This window comes from Rhodococcus sp. KBS0724 (assembly GCF_005938745.2).
GTDB lineage: Bacteria > Actinomycetota > Actinomycetes > Mycobacteriales > Mycobacteriaceae > Rhodococcus_F.
Genome location: NZ_VCBX02000002.1, coordinates 153,306 through 171,772 on the forward strand (window position 1 = coordinate 153,306; position 18,467 = coordinate 171,772).

The following is an 18,467-nucleotide window of genomic DNA, read 5'->3' on the forward strand; positions in this document are numbered from 1 at the left end:
TCCTCTTGGTCTGACCGATCGACTACTCTGTCAGCCAAAATGCGTCGATGGCGCCCTGGCGTGATGAGATGAAGAATAACAGGATGCAGGCAATTTCATACGCTCAGCAGGCGAGCCCGACGTCTTGACGCTAACCGAGGTGGCAGTCCCCGAACCGGGTGTGAGGTTCGCATCGCATATCACCGCCCAGGCGTGAACCCCGCCGATTGGCGCACCCGGCGTGGGTCCGGGGCGAGTGTTGCCGTGAGCCCGGCGCGTATTCCTAGCAACGACGGAGCCGGTACAGTCGACGCTGCTGTCGGAGAGGGAGTGAATCCCTCGCCGCTTGATTCGCGGATGTGGATCGGGGAGGCGGCTATGACCGGATCCGGCAGCTGTCAGGAGTTCGGTGTGGTCCGGTCGGACAAAGTGGCCCGGTTGCCGGGTCTGGCTCCTTTGACCTCGGGGCATGCCTCGGTGTCCCGTTTCTGACGGCTCACCGATGTATGACCGTGGGTGAGGACGGTCCCAGTAACCTTGGACCGGAGGCTCTCTCGGGCAGAACTGTTTGGTTGCCGGAGGGGCAGGTGCGGTCGGGAACGCGGCGATCCAACTGGCGAGGTGATCTGGTGCAAGGGTGATCAGCACGATCAGTGGTCCGGCTAAGGCGGAACCAGCAACGACGGCCGGTGCTCACTTCGTCATCGATTACACCATCGAGGCTGTCGCAGAACAGATTCGCGAGATTTGCCCGAGCGGGGTTGACATGATTGTCGAAGTCGCGCCGGTGGTCAACGAAGCTGTCCTCGGTGTCGGTGGAACGATCACGATGTATGCCACCGATGGCGGCGCCGAACTTCGACTGTCATTTGTCCCTCCTATGATGGCGAACGCCCGTATCCAGCTGGTCATAGCTTTCGGTGTCCCGCCGCGGCGAAAAAGCGGCGGGTTATGGATATCAGCTCGGCGCTCGCCGCCGGTGCGATCAGAATCGGCGCGGATCACGTTCTTCCATTGCGCCATTTTCAGCATCGAGGACGGTGCGGGGGCACACGCGGCAGTTGAACCGCCCTCTGTTGGCAAGGTGTTGATCGATATTCGTCAGTAGCCGATGACGATCTACACAGTGACTTGAAAAGCGTCGTGGCGCTCGGCCGAGCTGGCAGCCGAGTTGGGAGCTCGCCCTGACCCGCCGGTCACATCAGCCTGCCCCGGTGATTTCCAGGACCGTTTCCCGTCAAATAGCTCGACAGATCGCTGGCCAGGAACAGGACTGCGCCGGCAACCTCAGTGGGTTCGCCGGCGCGTCCCATAGGAATCTCCGACATCTTGAAATCCCAAGCCTTTTCGGCATGGCCTCAGCCATGGCGGTTCGGATGAGGCCGGGCTGAACAGCATTGATTCGTACGCCGGCAAACGCGACTTCCTTTGCCGCTGCCTTGGTGAGCCCGACGATTCCGGCTTATGCTGCCGAATAGTTGGTCTGACCGATCATCCCGACCTTGCCGGAGAACGATGACACGTTCACGATTGCGCCGCCCTGTCGTTCTCGCATGCGGGCTGCAGCTGCCCGGGTGTCGTTCCACGTTCCCTTGAGATGAATCACGATGACATCGTCGAAGTCTTGTTCTGATATCTTTCGCATCGTGCGGTCCTGGGTGAACCCAGCATTGGTCACCATCACATCTAGCGCATCGAAGCTCGATTCGGCCTTGTCAAACAGGGCTTCGATGTCGGCGACGATGCGCGCGTCGCCGATGGCGTATTCTGCAACCGAATCGCCACCGAGTTCTTCGACCGCGGCCCTGGTGGTTTCCTCATTCGCATCGTCCAGGACAACACGCGCGGCGTTGTTCGGCGGACAGGGAACCGGCCGTCCGGTGCGGCGAGTTTGGCGATTATGGCCTCGCGGGCCCGGGTCCCGGTCACCAGCTGTGTTCCTCCGTCTTGCGTCATTGGAAACCTAAATCGCTTCGTGCATAGGACATTTGAAAAGATGCTGTCCGTCATCGATTGCACCACAACGAATGACTTCGATCGCGTCACACGTTCCGGATGCCGGAACACGACAGGATGTGTTGTGTTGCTCTTACGCCCATGTCTGGGCAGAAACGGGTTATCCGGTTTGGCGAATGGGCATTCTCGCGCCCTAGTCATGTGCGCGGTCTGGGTGCGAGGTGATGAACGGACTGCTTCATATCGGTATCTGAGGTATGGTATATCACGCAACCTTAAAGGGCTGTGCTGACATGCACGCCGACAGAGCCGTCGACTGCGGCGACCAACTACCGAATGAGTGCGCAAGAGAAGAGGACATTGATGACTGCGGCAACCGATCTACCGAAAATAATCAGCGTCGACGACCATGTGATCGAACCCCCGACGCTGTTCGAGCGGTGGCTTCCACGCAAGTATCAGGACCGTGCGCCACGCGTCGAGCGCAAGATGATCAGCAAGGCCTCCGGTCTCTATGATGGGCTGGTAGAGGATCCTGACGGTGATCCGGGCGACGTGTGGTTCTTCGGGAGTTCGGTATACGTCCTTCGCCGTCCCATTCTGATTCTGAAGGATGTCGAGACCACTGCTGCGATGCGTGGGTCAGAGCCGGTGACTTTCGATGAGATGGACCCGGCATGCTACGACCCGAAGGCGCGACTGGATGCGATGACCTCGCAACATGTCGAGGCGTCTTTGGCGTTCCCGACGTTCCCGCGGTTCTGTGGCCAGGCGCTGAGTGAGCAGACCACAGATGATCGGGTGTTCGGTTTGGCATGTGTGGAGGCGTACAACAACTTCATGGTGGAAGAGTGGTGCGGTGATTCTGATGGCAGGATGATTCCACTGCCGGTTGTGCCGCTGTGGGATCCCGTCCTTGCGGCAGCCGAGGTCCGCCGTAACGCTGCCCGCGGAGTGCGCGCGGTGGCCTTCAGTGAGATCGTTGGACACCTGGGCTATCCCAGCATTCACAACAAGAACTGGGATCCGTTCTTTGAGGCGTGTGAGGAGACGGAGACAGTCATCTGCATGCACATAGGCTCGTCATCGAAGATGATGCCGTTGCCGCCTGAGGCACCTGACATCATCGCGCCGACCCTGCAGTTCACGAACTCGTACACCTCGATGGCCGACTTCGTCTTCTCCGGCGTTCTCGATCGTTACCCAGCTCTCAAACTCGCATACTCTGAGGGGCAGGCGGGATGGATGCCGTACGCCATCGAGCGGATGGATCACGCGTATCTGCACCACACGTGGGGGCATGGCGATCACAAGATCGAGGAACTTCCGTCGACGTACATTCGCCGCAACATGTTCGGCTGCATCTTTGCCGATCGTCACGCGATTGAGAACGCGGCACTCATCGGTGACAAGAACATCATGTTCGAAGTCGACTTCCCGCACGCCGACGGGCCGTATCCGCGCACTCTCGAGCACCTTAGTGCTCAGTTTGAGGGAATCGACGCTGCGACGACGTATCGCATCGTCCGCGGCAATGCCAATCAACTGTTTGGTCTCGGGCTTGACAGCCATCTTGATCTGAATGGCAATCGGTTGAACTGACCTGTGCATGTCGATTTCGGCCGCATTCGATGGGGGATGTGGCCGAAATCGTTTGTGCTGCATTGAGCTTTTCGCATGATGCACTTTCGGTCGACAGCGCAAAACGCAGGCCAAGCGAAGCTCCGGTTGGCCTGCGTTTTGCGCTCTGAGAGGTGACTCTATTGATAGTTTATGCTTCGAGCTTTCTGAACTTGCTCGAATGGAACACCATAGGTGCGATGTCTGGGTAAGACGTGATGGAGGTGATCGTCAGAACGACGATCACGTGGTCACCTGCGTCGACTTCTTGTTGGATGTTGCACTCGAGCCACAACGCCGAGCCATGGACCAGAACAGCGCCCGCTGTAGTCGATTCCCAACTGACGCAGTCGAATCGGTTACCTGTCTTCGATGAGAGTGCCCGGGCAACGAAACCGTGTTCGGCTGACAGGACGCTGATTCCCAACTGTTTCGCTCGCCGCAGTACTGGCCACGTGGTAGAAGTTTTTGCGACGCAGACCGATACCAGCGGTGGCTCGATGGACACCGAGACAAATGAACTGGCTGCGATACCGACAGGGACATCGTCTATCAGTGCGCAGACCGCAGTGACTCCGCTCGGAAACATTCCGAATGCATGTCGAAGAACCCGGGGGGTCAGTGCACCGCTCATGAGAGTCTCATCTGTAGATCACGGACCGGAAGGGTAAGGCTGGGGGTCATGGCGGATTCCTTGGGGAAGAAGGGAGACTTCGGGTGATCAGACGATCTGAAGGGTGACTCGCGCCTGCTCGATGCTGGCGACGCTCCGATCGAGGTTGCGGGCCAAGGTAGCCGCTCGCTCGACAAGGCACGAGTTACCGTCGGCGAGCTCACCTTTCCGTAGGTAGAGGGTGTCCTCGAGACCCGCGCGGCAGTTCCCGCCGAGCGCGAGCCCGATGGCAGTGAGTTCGAGGTTGGCCTTGCCGATCGCGATCACCTGCCAGATTGCTCCGCTCGGGAGGCGGTCGACCATCATCGTCAGGTTGGCGGGTGTCGCCGCCATCCCACCTCGGACGCCGAGCACGATGCTGAACTGCAGCTGTTCGCCAAGCAGGCCTTCGTCGCGTAGACGAAGGCAGGCATCAAGATGGCCCGTGTCGTAGATCTCGAGTTCAGGTTTGATGCCAAGTTCTTGCATCCGTGTGGCAAGTCGCCGAACATCTTTCGGCGGGTTGAGGAACTCGCCTGCTCCGAAGCTCATGCTGCATGGATTCAGTGTGGCCATCGCCGGACGCAGCTCGACGAGAGCTTCCCGATCCTTGAAAGGCACCGTCAGCCCCACCCCAGTGGAGAGCTGGATGAGGATGGGGCATCGTTCACGGATCAGATCCATAGTTCGGCGCGCTACGTCCAGATCGGCCGTGGGTTGATCATTTTCATCCCGCAGGTGGATGTGGGCGACCGAAGCCCCGAGTTCGTACGCCTTGGCAACCTGCTCTGCGATCTCTTGCGGTTGAGTGGGCAGCGTCGGATTGTCGGACTTCGACGCAATCGGCCCGGTCGGTGCGACGGTGATGATGACACTCATAGGAGCTCCAGATGGTAGATGGTCGGACGGTCGTCGAGGCGCGCCCATATTCCTTGAATCGTGTTAGTTTCCAGCAGTTGTCACTACAGATTGTCGATCTGAATCGTTAACTTCTCGGCTGCTGGACGTCGTCGCAGGTCGGAGGTCGTCCTCACTGCGTGTTCGAGCTCTTGTGTTTCTTGGCTCGTCAAGTGACGATATATGAAGTACCGTATCTCAATGAAGCTGAGCCCGCGAGTCGTCCGGTGTTTTCAGCAATGCCATTCAGCGAGCCGAGATCCACACTGAGCAGGAAGTAGCTAGCCTTATGGTCGATCCAATTACGGTCTCCGTCATCACCCACCGCTTCGAGGCGATCGTGGAGGAGATGGGCGAGGCCATGCTGCGTACAGCCTATTCGCAGATTCTCAACTCCAGTCGAGACTTCTCTACTGCGATTGCCGACCAGCAGTCACGTCTGGTGGCCCAAGCCGAGCATGTACCGATTCACGTCGGCTCGATCCCCTGGGCGGTGCAATCGGTTTCGGACTTCTTTGCCGGTGATGTGCATCCAGGCGATGTCTTCCTTCTCAATGATCCCTACCACGGCGGCAATCACCTGCCAGACCTGACGGCGTTTGTGCCGATCTTCGCGGGCGACACACTCTTGTTCTGGTCGATCAATCGGTCTCACCAGAGTGACATCGGCGGATCGACACATGGGGCATACAACCCGGCGGCCACTGAGATCTGGCAAGAAGGTGTCCGCATCACACCGCTGAAACTGTATGACGCAGGCAAGGTGCGCGCAGACGTCATGAAGATGGTCGCGACCAATGTTCGTCATGCGGAAGACTTCCTGGGTGACCTGCGCGCGATGATCGGATCGGCTCGTGTCGGCGAGCGCCGGGTGCACGAGCTACTTGAGGAGTACGGTGCGGAGACAGTGATCCAGTCTGTCGAAGAACTCTTCAACAGTTCGGAGCGAGAGGCCCGCGCCTGCATCTCAGAATGGAAGGATGGAACCTACTATGGCGAGTGCATTCTCGACGACGACGGACAAGACTTCACCGACGTCCATATCCGCGCAAAGGTTGTCGTGCACGGTGATTCTTTCACCGTCGACCTGAGTGACTCACACAAACAGGTCCACGGCTTCATCAACTCGTCGTATCCGAACATGATGTCGGCGGTATATATGGCGCTGGCATACATGATCGAGCCGACGACTCCCAAGAATTCGGGTACATTCCGCGTCGTAGATGTCATCGCCAAACAGGGCACTGTGGTATGGGCATTCCCGCCGGCGCCCGTAACGTTGGCGACCAACCACTGCGCGCAGGAGATCGGCGAGGCCATCATCAAAGCGCTTGCCGGAGCTTGTCCGGAACGCGTAATCGCCGGCTGGGGCAGGCGATTTCGGATCGCCATCAAGGGCATCGACCCACGCACGGAGCGTCAATTCATCTGGCACCTGTTCCACGCGCGTCCAGGCGGAGGTGCATCACCAGTCGGCGACGGCTGGGAGACCGCAGGCGAGGGCCAGGCCGCCGGAGCATCGAAGTTTGGCTCTATCGAGGTTGCCGAAACCCGCTTCCCTCTCTTCTTCGAGAAACACGAATTCCGTCCGGACTCGTTCGGAGACGGGGAGTTTCGCGGTGGCGCAGGATCGGTGCTCACGCTTCGGATGGAGATCGAGGAGCCAGCCATTGCCAACACTGCCGGTGACGGAGCAGTCTATCCGTCCTATGGTGCACTTGGCGGGGAGGACGGCAAGCCTCACCATTACACCCTTGTGTCAGGTGATACAACACGCGTCCTGAAGACGAAAGAGGTAGGGATCGCAGTCAATCCCGGTGATGTCTTCTACATCGAATCTGCCGGCGGCGGCGGGTACGGTCCCGCTGAGAAGCGATCAGCTCATGCACGCGAGTTGGATCTGCAGAACGGCTTTGTCATGGCCTCTGATCTCCCGACCGGCAACTAGACACCTCCCCACACACGAAATAAAGGACTTGAGTATGTATCGCATCGGCATCGACATCGGAGGTACGTTCACCGACCTCGCGGCGGTTGACGAACGTGGGCGGATAGTTATCGCGAAGTCGTCTTCGACCCCCCACGATCCGTCCGAGGGACTCCTCGAGGGACTCAATGTCCTGGCTGCTGAACTCGGATTGGATCGAGAATCCCTGCTGAAGCAGACAGAGCGCATCGTGCACGGCACAACCGTTGCCACCAATGCACTGCTCGAGAGCAAAGGGGCGAAAGTTGCGCTCCTGACCACAGAAGGTCATCGCGATATCATCGAGATGCGCGAGGGCCTCAAAGACGATCGCTACCGCGTACGTATGGCACCCCCTAGGCCGCTTGTCGAGCGCACCCACCGGATCGGGGTCAAAGAACGGATCCGCGCTGACGGAACCGCCTCGACACCGTTGACCGCGGAGAACCTGAACAAGGCCGTCGAAGCAGCCGCCGAGCTCGGAGTGGACGCGATCGCGGTGTGCTACCTGCATTCATACAAGAACGCAGAGCACGAGATCCAGACAGGTGAGGCGTTGGCAGCGAAACTGCCCGACACGTATATCTCACTGTCTTCTGAGGTGCTTCCGCAGATCAAAGAGTTCGAGCGGGTATGGACCACCATCGTTAACGCCTACGTCGGACCGGTGTTGTCGAATTACTTAAATCGGTTGAGCGAGAAACTAATAGAGGCCGGGTACAGCGGCGACGTGATGGTCATGCACTCACACGGTGGTGTCGCCCCGATCGTTGAATCCAGCCGCCTCGCAGCCGGCGCCGTACTGTCCGGACCGGCCGGTGGCATCGCGGCTGCTACGTTCGGCGCTACGCTTCTCGACCAGCCTGATCTCATCACCTTCGACGTGGGTGGCACAAGCACGGATATCGCGCTGCTGCAAGATGGAGAAGCGGCGCTCGCCTCGAACAAGAAGGTGGGTATCGCCAACGTGGCACTGCCTACCCTTGACATCCACACACTGGGTGCCGGTGGCGGGTCGGTCGCGCGCGTCCGTGGAAAGATCCTGCACGTCGGCCCGGAGAGCGCCGGCGCGTATCCCGGTCCCGCGGCTTACGGCAACGGAGGCACCGGCGCGACAGTCACAGATGCGAATGTTGTACTCGGGTACCTTCATCCGAGTAACTTCCTCGGTGGGCGGATGACGCTCGACGCCAAGGCGGCACACGATGCCGTGGGCCTGGTTGCAGACCAGCTTGGAACCAGCGTCATCGAAGCAGCCGAAGGTATTTCGAAGATCGTCAACACGACAATGGCAGAGGGTATCCGACTGGTCTCCGTCCGCCGCGGCGTCGATCCCCGGAAGTTTGCATTGATGTCATTCGGTGGTGCGGCAGGCCTACACGTCACTGAAGTCGCGCGCCTGCTCGACATCAAGCGAGTGTTCGTGCCCAATGTCGCTGCGGTTCTGTCCGCATGGGGCATGCTAGCCAGCGATCTGCGCTACGAGATGGTGCGCTCACACGTCAGCGAGGCATCCGCCATGAGCACCGAGAGCCTGCGCGAAATCTTGGGCCGGATGGAGGCAGACGGCAGATCACGACTGGTCGACTTCCATGGCGACGTCCTAGTCCGCTACGCACTGGACATGCGGTACGGCGAACAGATCACCGAGATCAGCGTTCCGATCGATGATGTCGATCTCCATGCCGAGGACGCAGTCGACCAGATCGTCGACCGTTTCCACAAGCGGCACGACGAGCTGTACGCTCACAGCGCGCCGGACCAGGAAGTGGTCATCGTAAACGCCCGCGTGGCCGTCGTCGGCAAACTTCCCGAACTTCACGCCGCACCGCTGACTCAGCAGTCATGGGAAGGCGTCTCAGAATCTGGAACTCGGAGAATATATCTCGATGGGTGGCGGGATGTTCCGGTCTTCAAGTTCGACGGGTTGATCCCGGGTGCAAAGGTCGATGGTCCGGCGATCATCGAGTCGCCGACCACCACCGTCCTCCTTCATACCAACGAGGCAGCGTCGGTGACCCCGCATGGATGGCTGGACATCGCACTGTGACATCGATGCAATCGACTCTGTAAAACAATTTTCCGAGAGGTGATCTCATGCCAGAAGCCATAGAAAGGGCTGATCTGGAGGATGCACTGGCCGACTGCGAACTTCGTTTTGCTGCGGCCAATCCGAACAGTGAACGCCGCCACCATGATTCGATGTCGGCACTTCCGGGAGGAAATACGCGGACAGGCCTCCACTACAGTCCGTTCCCCATCGCATTCGAAAGCGGGGAGGCACAGCACCTGACAGACTTCGATGGCCACGTCTACACGGACTTCCTGGGCGACTACTCCGCGGGCTTGTACGGGCACTCGAACCCGACCATCATGGCCGCTGCGCGCAACGCGTTGGATCGTGGTCTTGTGTTCGGTGGTCCGAATGAGCACGAGGCGGATTTCGCCAGGTTGCTGAAGGCGCGCTTTCCCTCCGTGGACCTGCTCCGTTTCACCAACTCCGGTACGGAAGCGAATCTGATGGCGATGGTCACCGCGCGAGAGGTGACGAGGCGCGATCATATCTTTGTGTTCTCCGGCGGATACCATGGAAGCGTTCTGAACTTCCGCGGCGATGGTCCGCTGAATGTCCCGTTTCCCTATATCGTTGGTACGTTCAACGATGCCGAAGGATCATACGATGCCATCGAGAGGAACAAGCACAAGATCGCTGCGGTAATCGTCGAACCCATGCTCGGAGGATCTGGTGCGATTCCGGGATCGACCGACTTCCTCAGTGCTCTCCGCGATGTCACCACCAAACATGGAATTGCGCTCATCTTTGACGAGGTCATGACGTCGCGTTTGGCACCCGGCGGTATTCAGGAAATCGTTGGCATCGTGCCCGACATGACTACCTTCGGAAAGTATTTGGGTGGCGGGTTCGCATTCGGTGCGTTCGGTGGTTCGTTGGAATTCATGGAGCGCTATGACCCAGTGAACAGACGTCGACTGGATCATCCTGGCACATTCAACAACAACACGATGACCATGGCTGCCGGCGCAGCAGGGCTTCGCGAAGTATTCACCCCGAATGTGGCTGTTTCGCACAACCTTCGTGGCGATGCGTTGAGAAATGACCTGAATGCGTTGTTCGGCAAGCGAGATGTGGCGATGCAGGCGACGGGAATCGGGTCGTTGCTCAATATTCACTTTCAGCGTGGGGTGATTACCGATGTTTCTGATGTTGTGCCCCAAGATCCGAAGCGGGCACTGTTTCAGCTCGCAATGATGGAGCACGGATACTATGTATCCCGGCGTGGTTATCTGTCACTATCGCTGCCGCTGCAGCAGTCCGATCTCGATGGCTTCGTCGGTGCTGTGGGCGAACTGATTGATCAATACTGGCCTCTGCTGCATTAATCTTAGTCCACAGAGTGAGAAAGTTCTTAGGCTTCATATAGAGAAAACACCTCCTGAACTGGTAATTCTGCAATTACAGGGTATTCATCCGGTTTACATCGCAAGCGTCACAATTGAAACCAAATTCGTCGGCCTCGTGACCAACCCTTGGTTCGCTTACTCTCCGCGGAGTTCTCAACGACCAACACTGCTTGGATTGGATTATCTGCGCAGCCATTGCCCGCCTTCTGTGAACTGAAGGGACCTTCGACAGCAGCTACAGGTTGCTGCAGCACTCTATTGACACCGAGCATGGCTACGCCCGACCCAGTTTCAACCTATCGCCGCACCTGCTCACCGATTGGCTTTGGTTCGAACCGTTTACCGACAGTGGCGCTGCACGACCGCCCTCAACTGAATCCACGCCGCTAAATTGTGATCAGAACTCACATTGAAGGTGCTGTATAGAACAGTGAATCATGCTTGGCTAGAACCGGTTTCATCGAGAAAAGGCGAACGCCTGACCACTAGGAGCGGCGAATCCAGGATTCAAAATTAGTGCGCGTAGAGGTGGACACAGACAAGCACAATCTCCTCTATGGGTCATGTGTCATTCTGAGGTCCACCCCGAAAAGCGGACAGTGGTCACGCGACCATCAAGGTCGCGGTCAGTGACTTTTCGTAGTTGTTGGTGCTGAGCATCCCGATCGTGGAGCGTCTACGGCGAGTCTTGTAGATGTGCATCTAGTTGTCAACTACAGCAACTAATTCCGATGCGTAGCCGAAAATGTGTCGATAGTAGTACTCATGCTTAAATGTCTACCACAGACTTTCGGCACCAGCGTTATCCCAGTATATCCCGGTATCTCCCATAGAACGGCGCAACCCGTACCGTTCACATGCCTGCTTCATGACGTTGCCGTATCTTGGGCGGATTCAACCGGTCTATGCAACACCGCGTTGTTCGAGGCTGCGCGGCGAACACTTCGGCCGGGGCCTTCCATCCGAGCACTTTTCGTGGCCGGTTGTTGACTGCCAAAGCGATGGCTTCGAGGTCCCCCGCACTCAAGCGAGACAGATCAGTTCCCTTCGGAAAATACTGTCGCAGAATTGGACTGGACCCCGAATCTAGATCCCCTTCTTCAGGGAGTAGTCAGATGTACGCGCAAAGCACGTTGAACCACTCCGACACCGTGTCGGCTGTCGAACTGTTCGCGCAGGGTTACACGGCGAAGTTCGTCGCCTTGACTCTTGACCTCGCCCCGAACCCTGTCCAAATGTCGTATCAACGATGGCAACTAGCAGGTGCGCTGGTGACGAGAGACCGAAGACAGTACGATTTCGAGACCAAACTCGAGATCGTGCGTCGCAACGTCTACGGAGAGTCTGGAAGGGCTCTGGCCGAAGAGTAGGACTTGCCCTCGCCCACAACGGTAGCGAACTGGACGATCATCCACCGATGCGACTGAGAAGACGGATTGCGCCCGAAGGAGCGCGGTAGGCCTCCAACCAATCGCGGGGATTTCGCTGACGAAAAGCGAGCTCGAGACACTGCGCGCGGAGAACGAACGACTTCGCGCTGAGGTCGCGTATCTGGGAAAATTGCGGGCGTTGAAGTCACAGAGGAACGCCGGGCGAAAGGTCGAGCTGTCGACGACCTCAAGCCGCACTACCCGCTGACCGGGGTGAACCTCATTCGTTGAGGCGCAACGCCAATATTCGCATACGATTGAGGGTAGCCATCTGCGCTTGAGCACCTGGCGGTAGCCCAGAGGTGTTTGGCGCCTCCCGTGTCAGGCCGTAGGCTTCCACAGAGGGAATTTCGCATAAATCGACGGCATCATATTTCTGACGGCGTCGCTCGAGCGCGTCCTGGATATATGGTGCGAGCTCGGCGTACTTACGGCGTGCTCTTTCCGTTGCGGTCTCGGCGAACTCTGGCATGACTTCACTGGCGAATAGAGACAGTGACGCCGAGATCTGATCGTGGGTCATGGTGCCAGCCTGATGTAACAGAACGACCTGATCGATACCGGCGTCGCTGAAATCCCGCATCCGTTGGGCCAGTTGACGTGGAGTGCCAATTGCGTGACTTCCCATGATCGGCGGGTCGCCACCCAGTTCTTCGCGAACCGCAGCCCAATGGGCCGCGATGTCGGTGTGACCTGGGCGATGGCGGCCGAAGGTGTAATAGTGTCGAACGGCATAAGTCCCGAAACCATGGGCCGACATGCCGATCCGCAGGGCGTCGTCCTCGTCTGCATTGCAATAAAATGGATTCAACATTGCGATGTTCGGATTCACGTTGTGGCCGATAGGAATACATTCAGTCTTGAAGATCTCGTAGTACTCGTCCACGATGCGCTTTGCTTCACTGGCATCGGCAAAGCCATGGGCGAGGACGCCGACCCCGATACGAGCGGCACGCTGAATCGTTGCTTCGTCTGAAGCTGCCATCCAAAGAGGCGGGTGTGGCTTCTGGGTTGGTTTCGGCACCACATTGCGAGCCGGCATTGCGAAATGCTTTCCCGTGAATCCTGGAAAGGGCTCTAGCGCTAACATATTCGAGACCTGTTCGAGTGCCTCGGTCGTCATATCCCGACGTTCTGATGGCTCGATACCGAATCCTTCAAGCTCCATTCTCGATTTCGAGTCACCAACACCGAAATCGAGACGACCGCCGGAGAGAAGATCCAGTGTTGCTATCCGTTCGGCCACCCTCACCGGTTCGTTGTAGCCCGGCGGCATCAGCACGATGCCATGTCCCAGCCGAATGCGGTTGGTGCGCTGGCTCGCCGCAGCGAGAAAGATCTCGGGCGCCGACGAGTGTGAATACTCCTCGAGGAAATGCTGTTCGACGGCCCACGCGTAGTCGTAGCCTAGCGTATCGGCCAGCGCTACCTGATCAAGGCTGCTGGCGAACAGATCGCGTTCCGATTTTTCTGTCCACGGCCGTGGAAGCTGTTGCGTGAATTGAATTCCGAACTTCATACACGACTCCTTTGGCGAAGATCCTTGCCGTACTTGGGATTGATGTCGTGATCGCTGAAACTGCTGCGATCGGTGCGACTGTACCTGGAGCAAGCGGAAATGCGACGCAATACGAATGGTTTTTCGTTGAGACTGGTCTTCGTACTGGGACAAGACATTTGGCTAATTCGGATAGTCTCCGAATTAACCGACCAGGTCGTTGTTCCCAAGGGTTGATCACGGCACACGAACCGGGATAGGTCATGACTCACGAGCGTGGTCGTGCTGGTAACGACTGGAGTTACCGCCCAAGGTGCCCTGTGGCTGGCTAGCGCACTCGGGCTTTCTTCGTGTGCGTAGTGACTTTGTCGGTACCCGGTGCCGCCAGCCAACGAGCGACGGCGCGCTCAAGTGCGGGCGAAGGTTTGTCGGCACGGAGGAACAGCACCACACCTGCGTCTGACTTGGACAGATCACTGAGCATGTCGAACAGTGATTGTCCTCCGACATACCAGGGAAGCCCCAACGTGATCCACTGGGGATCTTCGTAGCGGACCCCGATAATATGCGCCCGGTGAGCGCGCGAAGGCCGTGCGTCACTGCGCAGTAATGCCGAGTGTTCTTCGCCCGAGACCGAATCCCGGAAGGTGAGGATAGTTAACGGCCCGACCGGTGACTCGACTTCCGATGCCACGCCAAGAGGCAATATCTCGACACCTGCGTACCGGTCGATGTCCTCGACGTCTCGGGACGACAACCAGACAAGATCTTGCTTGCGAGCGAAGTCGACCCCTTCTGCACCCGTCGCCATGCGAGTGGGATCGGCGATCCCGACCATTTCGGCAAGCGCAACCGCCGGACGGAGCCCTGCCATCCTCGCTAACGTGAGAGAAATCGAACCCAGATCCATCCCCGATGGCGAGGACCGTAGTGGGACAACGTGTCCCGGTCGGGTAAACGATGTTGGAGTTGAGTCCGGATCGGCGAGGTATCGTGCAGTCTCGGCGCGGTCGGACGCGGATATCCCGGTTCCGGTGTCCTTCTTGGTATCCACGCTGACGGTGAAAGACGGACGATCTGTAGTGGCAGTCGGCATTGCGGGAAGTTCGAGTCGATCGCATTCGGTCGGAGGTAGCGCGACTGTTACATAGCCGGACGAGAACCGGATGATGAAGCTCATCTGCGAGGTAGAGGCAAGCTCGGCGGAGAGGATCAATTCGACATGACCCCCAGTCGTTTCATCACTGATGAAAACGACCGGACGCCCCGCAGCAAGGTCCTCGAGCGCCTGCGCCAGTCGGTGCTCGAGGATTCTGGGCGCGCTCACCGCAGACTCCGAGTTCGTGGTGTCTGGTACATGTGTGCCCCTTCTCTGGATCAATCGAGTTCGAAAAGTTCTACAGGGCCCCCTGCTTGCGCAACTCTGCGATGTCTTCGGTCCGAAGATGCAGTATCTCGGTGAGCACGGTCTCGGTATCCTCGCCGTAGCTCGGACCGGATCGATTCAACCGGCCACCGATGTAGGTCGGTGTGTGGGAGAAGTGAACGGGATTCTCCTTGACGGGCCAGGTGCCGATGTTCTTCTGTTCGAGTTCGACCATCCAACCCAAGTGTTCGAGCTGAGGGTCGTGTTCGTAGCGATCTTCAGCTGTCTGACAAACACCGGCAGGAACCCGTCGAGCTTGCAGATCGGCCATCAGTTCGAATCCGTCGAGATCCGCTGTGAGCGTACTCAATACGTCGTCGAGGGCGTCCTGATTGGCAATTCGCTGCTTGAGTGACGAAAATCGGATATCACACAGCGATTCCGGGCGCCCAAGAACGTCGACTAGACAATCCCACTGATGTTCTGTGAATGCAGCAATAGCGATCCACCGGTCTTCACCCTGAGTCCGGTAGACGCCGTGTGGTGCGGCCGGTTTGTAGGGCGATCGGTTGCCGTAGCGTGACCAGCGTCGGCCGTTGACCGAATGATCAAGGATGGAGCTGCCGGTGAGGTAGAGGCCCGTTTCGCCTTGAGAGGAGTCGATATGACAACCCTCGCCTGTGACATTGCGGCGGTACAGCGCTGCGATCATGGCTGTGGCCATGTTGTAGGCGCCAAACCAGTCGAGGTACGAGTATCCGATGCCCGCGGGTGGGTAGGGTTCGGGTAGTCCCGACATTTCGCTCAGTCCTGAGATCGCCTGAGCGCTCGGTCCATATGTGCGCGCTCGTCCGTAGATTCCCTTTTCTCCAAGACCGCTTTGCTGGACGTAGATGATGCTCGGGTTGAGTTCCTTGAGCCGGTCGTAACTCAGACCCAGCCGTTTCATGGTGCCTGGAGAGAAGCCTTCGACAACCATGTCGGCCTCCCGAATCAGGTCCTCGAGCATCTGGTGCCCACGCGGATCCTTCAGGTTCAGCGACATGGCCAGCTTCCCGGAGTTGATCTCCATGAAGGAACCACTGCGATTGGGATCATCTGTTATCGGCGGTGTCTCGAGGGGACCCGTCGCGTTGTCGCGTTGTTCCCGCCCGCCGGGAGGGCACGCGCCCAATGGGCTGAAACGCATTCGGTCCGCGCGGGTGATGTGCTCGACCTTGATCACCTCGGCGCCCATCGCACTGAGGAAGCGGCCTGCACCGGCACTTGCCAGCATCCAGCTCAGGTCGATCACCCGCACATCAGAAAGTGCAAAAGGTTTGCCACGGGTGCTGATCAGTGGATCGGTGGTTGCTCGTTCGGACACGAAGACACGTACGTGTTTGTTGTCCGAACGCGTCCACTCGGACAGAACCTCGCTAGTGTGCTCGCCCACCAGCGGGGGGCGGGGGCCACGGCGCCAGTCCTGGCCCTCGGTGAGCCATTTCGCGCCGGTGTAGGTGAAGGTTTCGTCGAGTTCAGGATGGTAGACATCGAAGAAGGCACCGCGCTGGATCCAGTGCTCGTCGACCATGTTCTCTTCGGGTCGGCGGATCGGCGTCCAGGGAAGTCCATGTGCCTGCGCATCGCGCCAGATATCGCGATCGAACATCAACTGACTGACCAGTTTGTCGATGAGAATTCCGAGGTGCTTACGAGCCTCCGGAGTATCGCGATAATCGGTCTGGTACTTCGGATCGTCCAGATCGTCGTGAGCATGATATTTCTTCAACAGGGCAACTGTGCCATCCCACTCGTCCAGTTGGCTTCTGAGATATGTCTTGTACGGCAACATGTATCGGCCATCTTTGGTGATCGAGAGGGCCGGACCTCGAGCGGTGGTGGTCGAATGCCGGCACGTGAGTCGCCGGTGGGTCTGCTTGAGATAAACCCAGTCGGGAATATCCGTCTCGGTGTTCTGGCTAACCGCCTCATGGACGCTGGTCGTCAGATCCTGTCCCATGCCGGTCGAAAGCCTGTAGTTAAGGGCGCCGATGATCGACATCGCAGTCATCTCTCCTGCGATCTGGTATGACTGCCACATCTGAGGCGCCACGGGAGGGGTCTCGTAGAAGCCTGTCGGATCTGGATCGTATCCGCAGTTCATCACCACCCCACCGAGTGCGAGGTGTACGAGGTCGCTCGATTCGTAATCTCTCCACGGTCCGGTATCCCCGAACGGACTGATCCGTGCGTAGATCAGTCCGGCGTTCGATTCTCGCAGAGTTGCGATGCCGAGATTGCGTTCATCCAGGTAGTCACGGTGGCGGCTGTCGATGATGACGTCGGCAGCGCGTGCCAGACGCGCGAAATCCTGCTGACCTTCCGTGCTGTTGAGATCGATCACCGCACTGCGCTTGGCGAAGTTGTAATGCCAGAAGTGAAGGCTGCGATCGGGATGCTTCTCGTCGTGGTAAAAGGGGCCGATCGAACGGGTCTCGTCGCCGTCGAAAGCTTCGATCCGAACGACGTCGGCGCCCAATCCGGCGAGCAACTTTCCGCAATATTCTCCGAGTTCGGAGCCGACCTCTAATACTCGTATGCCGCCGAGGAAGCCCTCGAAATATTCGCTGTTTTGTGCGGGTTCGGCAACTGTTCCTGGCATGGTCGGTGATTCGGAATTGTTTCGAGTCACGTGGAAGCCTTTCGATTCGTCGGCGAGTCGATATTGTCACTCCGAGATATCAATATATGGTACCTGATATATTGAATTTGGCAAGATGTGCAGTATCTCCATGGTCGTCGCTGACGCGAACGCTCGCGGACGAGCCCTGTGGTCTGTGAGGATCTCGGGTTGGTATCTTGAGGAAAAGCGAATACGGTGTATCGGTCACGTGAGCGCCGTGCCAGGAAGGTCGAGGGGAAGAGGTTACGGTTCTGATGAGTACGATGAACTCTGCAGGACATATCGGCGCTGGTTTGGCACCCCTGGCGGTGCGGCCGGACAATCTCACAACTCTGGTTTTCGCTGCGATCCGCGACAAGATTGTCGATGCGACGCTCGCGCCTGGTAGTTCCGTCAGTGAGGCTTCCTTGGCGAAGCAGTTGGAGGTCAGTAAGACTCCGGTCCGCGAGGCGCTGTTGCGGCTCCGTCATGTAGGGTTGGTCGAACCGACTCCCCGGGGGCTGAGGGTAATCCAGCCGTCGGTGAAGGGGATTCGTGACGCCTTCGAATTTCGTGCGGGGCTGGAAGCAATGGCAGGTCGGTATGCGGCCAACCGATCCACCGAAGAAGAATATGAGAACATCTACCGTTTGGCCGAAGAGTCTCTGGCCGCCGCTAACGAGGGTCGAGACGCCGATTTTCATCGTAGTGATCGGGAGTTCCACGCCGCGATCGCCCAAGCGGCACGCAACGAACGTTTGATCGAAGCGGTTGGGGACTCGTTCGTACTTACTCTTGCGCTCCGGCAGCGAGATGTGAAGGTGGAGCGTGATTTCATCCCCGATGCGCACGAGCACGTGAAGATTGCCGAGGGTATCCGGGCTGGTGACGCAGAGCTCGCGAGCAGTCGACTCGCCGGACACAACCAGCGGATCATGGCCCAGCTTCTCGAGGCTCACCCGCACGGCGCAGTCGGCGACAACGCCGAGATGTAGGTGAAGTTCCACCGTTTTCTGCTGATCTGGACCGCTGCGGA

The 18,467-nt window shown here is 58.4% G+C and carries 12 protein-coding genes and 2 pseudogenes; 7 read left to right on the plus strand and 7 right to left on the minus strand.

All coding sequences use genetic code 11. The features are described 5' to 3' along the window. Nucleotides 1–616 precede the first annotated feature (616 nt). Nucleotides 617–1,087 carry a hypothetical protein gene (locus FFI94_RS34485; protein WP_260684553.1) on the plus strand — a complete coding sequence of 157 codons (471 nt, stop codon included), beginning with the start codon at nt 617–619 and terminating at the stop codon, nt 1,085–1,087. A gap of 93 nt (nt 1,088–1,180) precedes the next feature. On the opposite strand, the pseudogene FFI94_RS31640 reads toward FFI94_RS34485, so the two are convergent. Then, nucleotides 1,181–1,825, minus strand: a pseudogene (locus tag FFI94_RS31640) (SDR family oxidoreductase); the annotation flags it as partial. Between the two features lie 473 nt (nt 1,826–2,298). Between FFI94_RS31640 and FFI94_RS31645 the strand changes: the two are divergent. Next, on the plus strand, nt 2,299–3,537 hold the full coding sequence (locus FFI94_RS31645; protein ID WP_138873863.1) for an amidohydrolase family protein: 1,239 nt from the start codon (nt 2,299–2,301) through the stop codon (nt 3,535–3,537). Nucleotides 3,538–3,706: 169 nt separating this feature from the next. Here the strand turns inward: FFI94_RS31645 and FFI94_RS31650 are convergent, their stop codons facing one another. Both FFI94_RS31650 and FFI94_RS31655 read right to left on the minus strand, forming a co-directional pair. Next, nucleotides 3,707–4,189 (minus strand): flavin reductase family protein, encoded by a 483-nt coding sequence (locus FFI94_RS31650; RefSeq protein ID WP_138873864.1) that lies wholly within the window; start codon nt 4,187–4,189, stop codon nt 3,707–3,709. Nucleotides 4,190–4,276: 87 nt separating this feature from the next. Further along, the gene (locus FFI94_RS31655; protein WP_138873865.1) at nt 4,277–5,086 is read right to left on the minus strand and encodes a 3-keto-5-aminohexanoate cleavage protein; all 810 of its coding nucleotides are present in this window, start codon (nt 5,084–5,086) and stop codon (nt 4,277–4,279) included. A 307-nt stretch (nt 5,087–5,393) separates the two neighbouring features. Between FFI94_RS31655 and FFI94_RS31660 the strand changes: the two genes are divergently transcribed. From FFI94_RS31660 to FFI94_RS31670, 3 genes are read left to right on the plus strand one after another with little or no spacing between them, the layout of a single operon-like run. Continuing rightward, nucleotides 5,394–7,052, plus strand: coding sequence for a hydantoinase B/oxoprolinase family protein (locus tag FFI94_RS31660; RefSeq protein ID WP_138873866.1), 1,659 nt, complete (start codon nt 5,394–5,396; stop codon nt 7,050–7,052). 34 nt (nt 7,053–7,086) lie between these two features. Next, on the plus strand, nt 7,087–9,120 hold the full coding sequence (locus FFI94_RS31665; RefSeq protein ID WP_138873867.1) for a hydantoinase/oxoprolinase family protein: 2,034 nt from the start codon (nt 7,087–7,089) through the stop codon (nt 9,118–9,120). Between the two features lie 47 nt (nt 9,121–9,167). Beyond that, nucleotides 9,168–10,472, plus strand: coding sequence for an aspartate aminotransferase family protein (locus tag FFI94_RS31670; RefSeq protein WP_138873868.1), 1,305 nt, complete (start codon nt 9,168–9,170; stop codon nt 10,470–10,472). Between the two features lie 874 nt (nt 10,473–11,346). On the opposite strand, the pseudogene FFI94_RS34490 reads toward FFI94_RS31670, so the two are convergent. After that, nucleotides 11,347–11,562 (minus strand): annotated as a pseudogene (locus tag FFI94_RS34490) (hypothetical protein); the annotation flags it as partial. Between the two features lie 46 nt (nt 11,563–11,608). Between FFI94_RS34490 and FFI94_RS31685 the strand changes: the two are divergent. Further along, nucleotides 11,609–11,863 carry a hypothetical protein gene (locus FFI94_RS31685; RefSeq protein ID WP_138873869.1) on the plus strand — a complete coding sequence of 85 codons (255 nt, stop codon included), beginning with the start codon at nt 11,609–11,611 and terminating at the stop codon, nt 11,861–11,863. 280 nt (nt 11,864–12,143) lie between these two features. On the opposite strand, the gene FFI94_RS31695 is transcribed toward FFI94_RS31685, so the two are convergent. The 3 genes from FFI94_RS31695 to FFI94_RS31705 all read right to left on the minus strand — a co-directional run bounded on the left by FFI94_RS31695 (nt 12,144) and on the right by FFI94_RS31705 (nt 17,461). Next, the gene (locus FFI94_RS31695) at nt 12,144–13,442 is read right to left on the minus strand and encodes an LLM class flavin-dependent oxidoreductase (RefSeq protein ID WP_138873870.1); all 1,299 of its coding nucleotides are present in this window, start codon (nt 13,440–13,442) and stop codon (nt 12,144–12,146) included. A 307-nt stretch (nt 13,443–13,749) separates the two neighbouring features. Next, nucleotides 13,750–14,748 (minus strand): 3,4-dihydroxy-2-butanone-4-phosphate synthase, encoded by a 999-nt coding sequence (locus tag FFI94_RS31700; RefSeq protein WP_185993470.1) that lies wholly within the window; start codon nt 14,746–14,748, stop codon nt 13,750–13,752. A gap of 70 nt (nt 14,749–14,818) precedes the next feature. Next, on the minus strand, nt 14,819–17,461 hold the full coding sequence (locus FFI94_RS31705) for a CoA transferase (protein ID WP_260684554.1): 2,643 nt from the start codon (nt 17,459–17,461) through the stop codon (nt 14,819–14,821). 245 nt (nt 17,462–17,706) lie between these two features. On the opposite strand from FFI94_RS31705, the gene FFI94_RS31710 reads away from it, so the two are divergent. Next, complete coding sequence (locus FFI94_RS31710; protein ID WP_221937815.1) at nt 17,707–18,426, plus strand: GntR family transcriptional regulator; 720 nt, start codon at nt 17,707–17,709, stop codon at nt 18,424–18,426. Nucleotides 18,427–18,467: the final 41 nt, after the last annotated feature.

Excerpts from the sequence above, each read along its gene's own strand:
- FFI94_RS31645 (WP_138873863.1), top strand. The coding sequence starts at position 2,299 with ATGACTGCGGCAACCGATCTACCGAAAATAATCAGCGTCGACGACCAT.
- FFI94_RS31660 (WP_138873866.1), top strand. The coding sequence starts at position 5,394 with ATGGTCGATCCAATTACGGTCTCCGTCATCACCCACCGCTTCGAGGCG.
- FFI94_RS31670 (WP_138873868.1), top strand. The coding sequence starts at position 9,168 with ATGCCAGAAGCCATAGAAAGGGCTGATCTGGAGGATGCACTGGCCGAC.
- FFI94_RS31695 (WP_138873870.1), bottom strand. The coding sequence starts at position 13,442 with ATGAAGTTCGGAATTCAATTCACGCAACAGCTTCCACGGCCGTGGACA.
- FFI94_RS31710 (WP_221937815.1), top strand. The coding sequence starts at position 17,707 with ATGAGTACGATGAACTCTGCAGGACATATCGGCGCTGGTTTGGCACCC.
- FFI94_RS31665 (WP_138873867.1), top strand. The coding sequence starts at position 7,087 with ATGTATCGCATCGGCATCGACATCGGAGGTACGTTCACCGACCTCGCG.
- FFI94_RS31685 (WP_138873869.1), top strand. The coding sequence starts at position 11,609 with ATGTACGCGCAAAGCACGTTGAACCACTCCGACACCGTGTCGGCTGTC.
- FFI94_RS31650 (WP_138873864.1), bottom strand. The coding sequence starts at position 4,189 with ATGAGCGGTGCACTGACCCCCCGGGTTCTTCGACATGCATTCGGAATG.
- FFI94_RS31655 (WP_138873865.1), bottom strand. The coding sequence starts at position 5,086 with ATGAGTGTCATCATCACCGTCGCACCGACCGGGCCGATTGCGTCGAAG.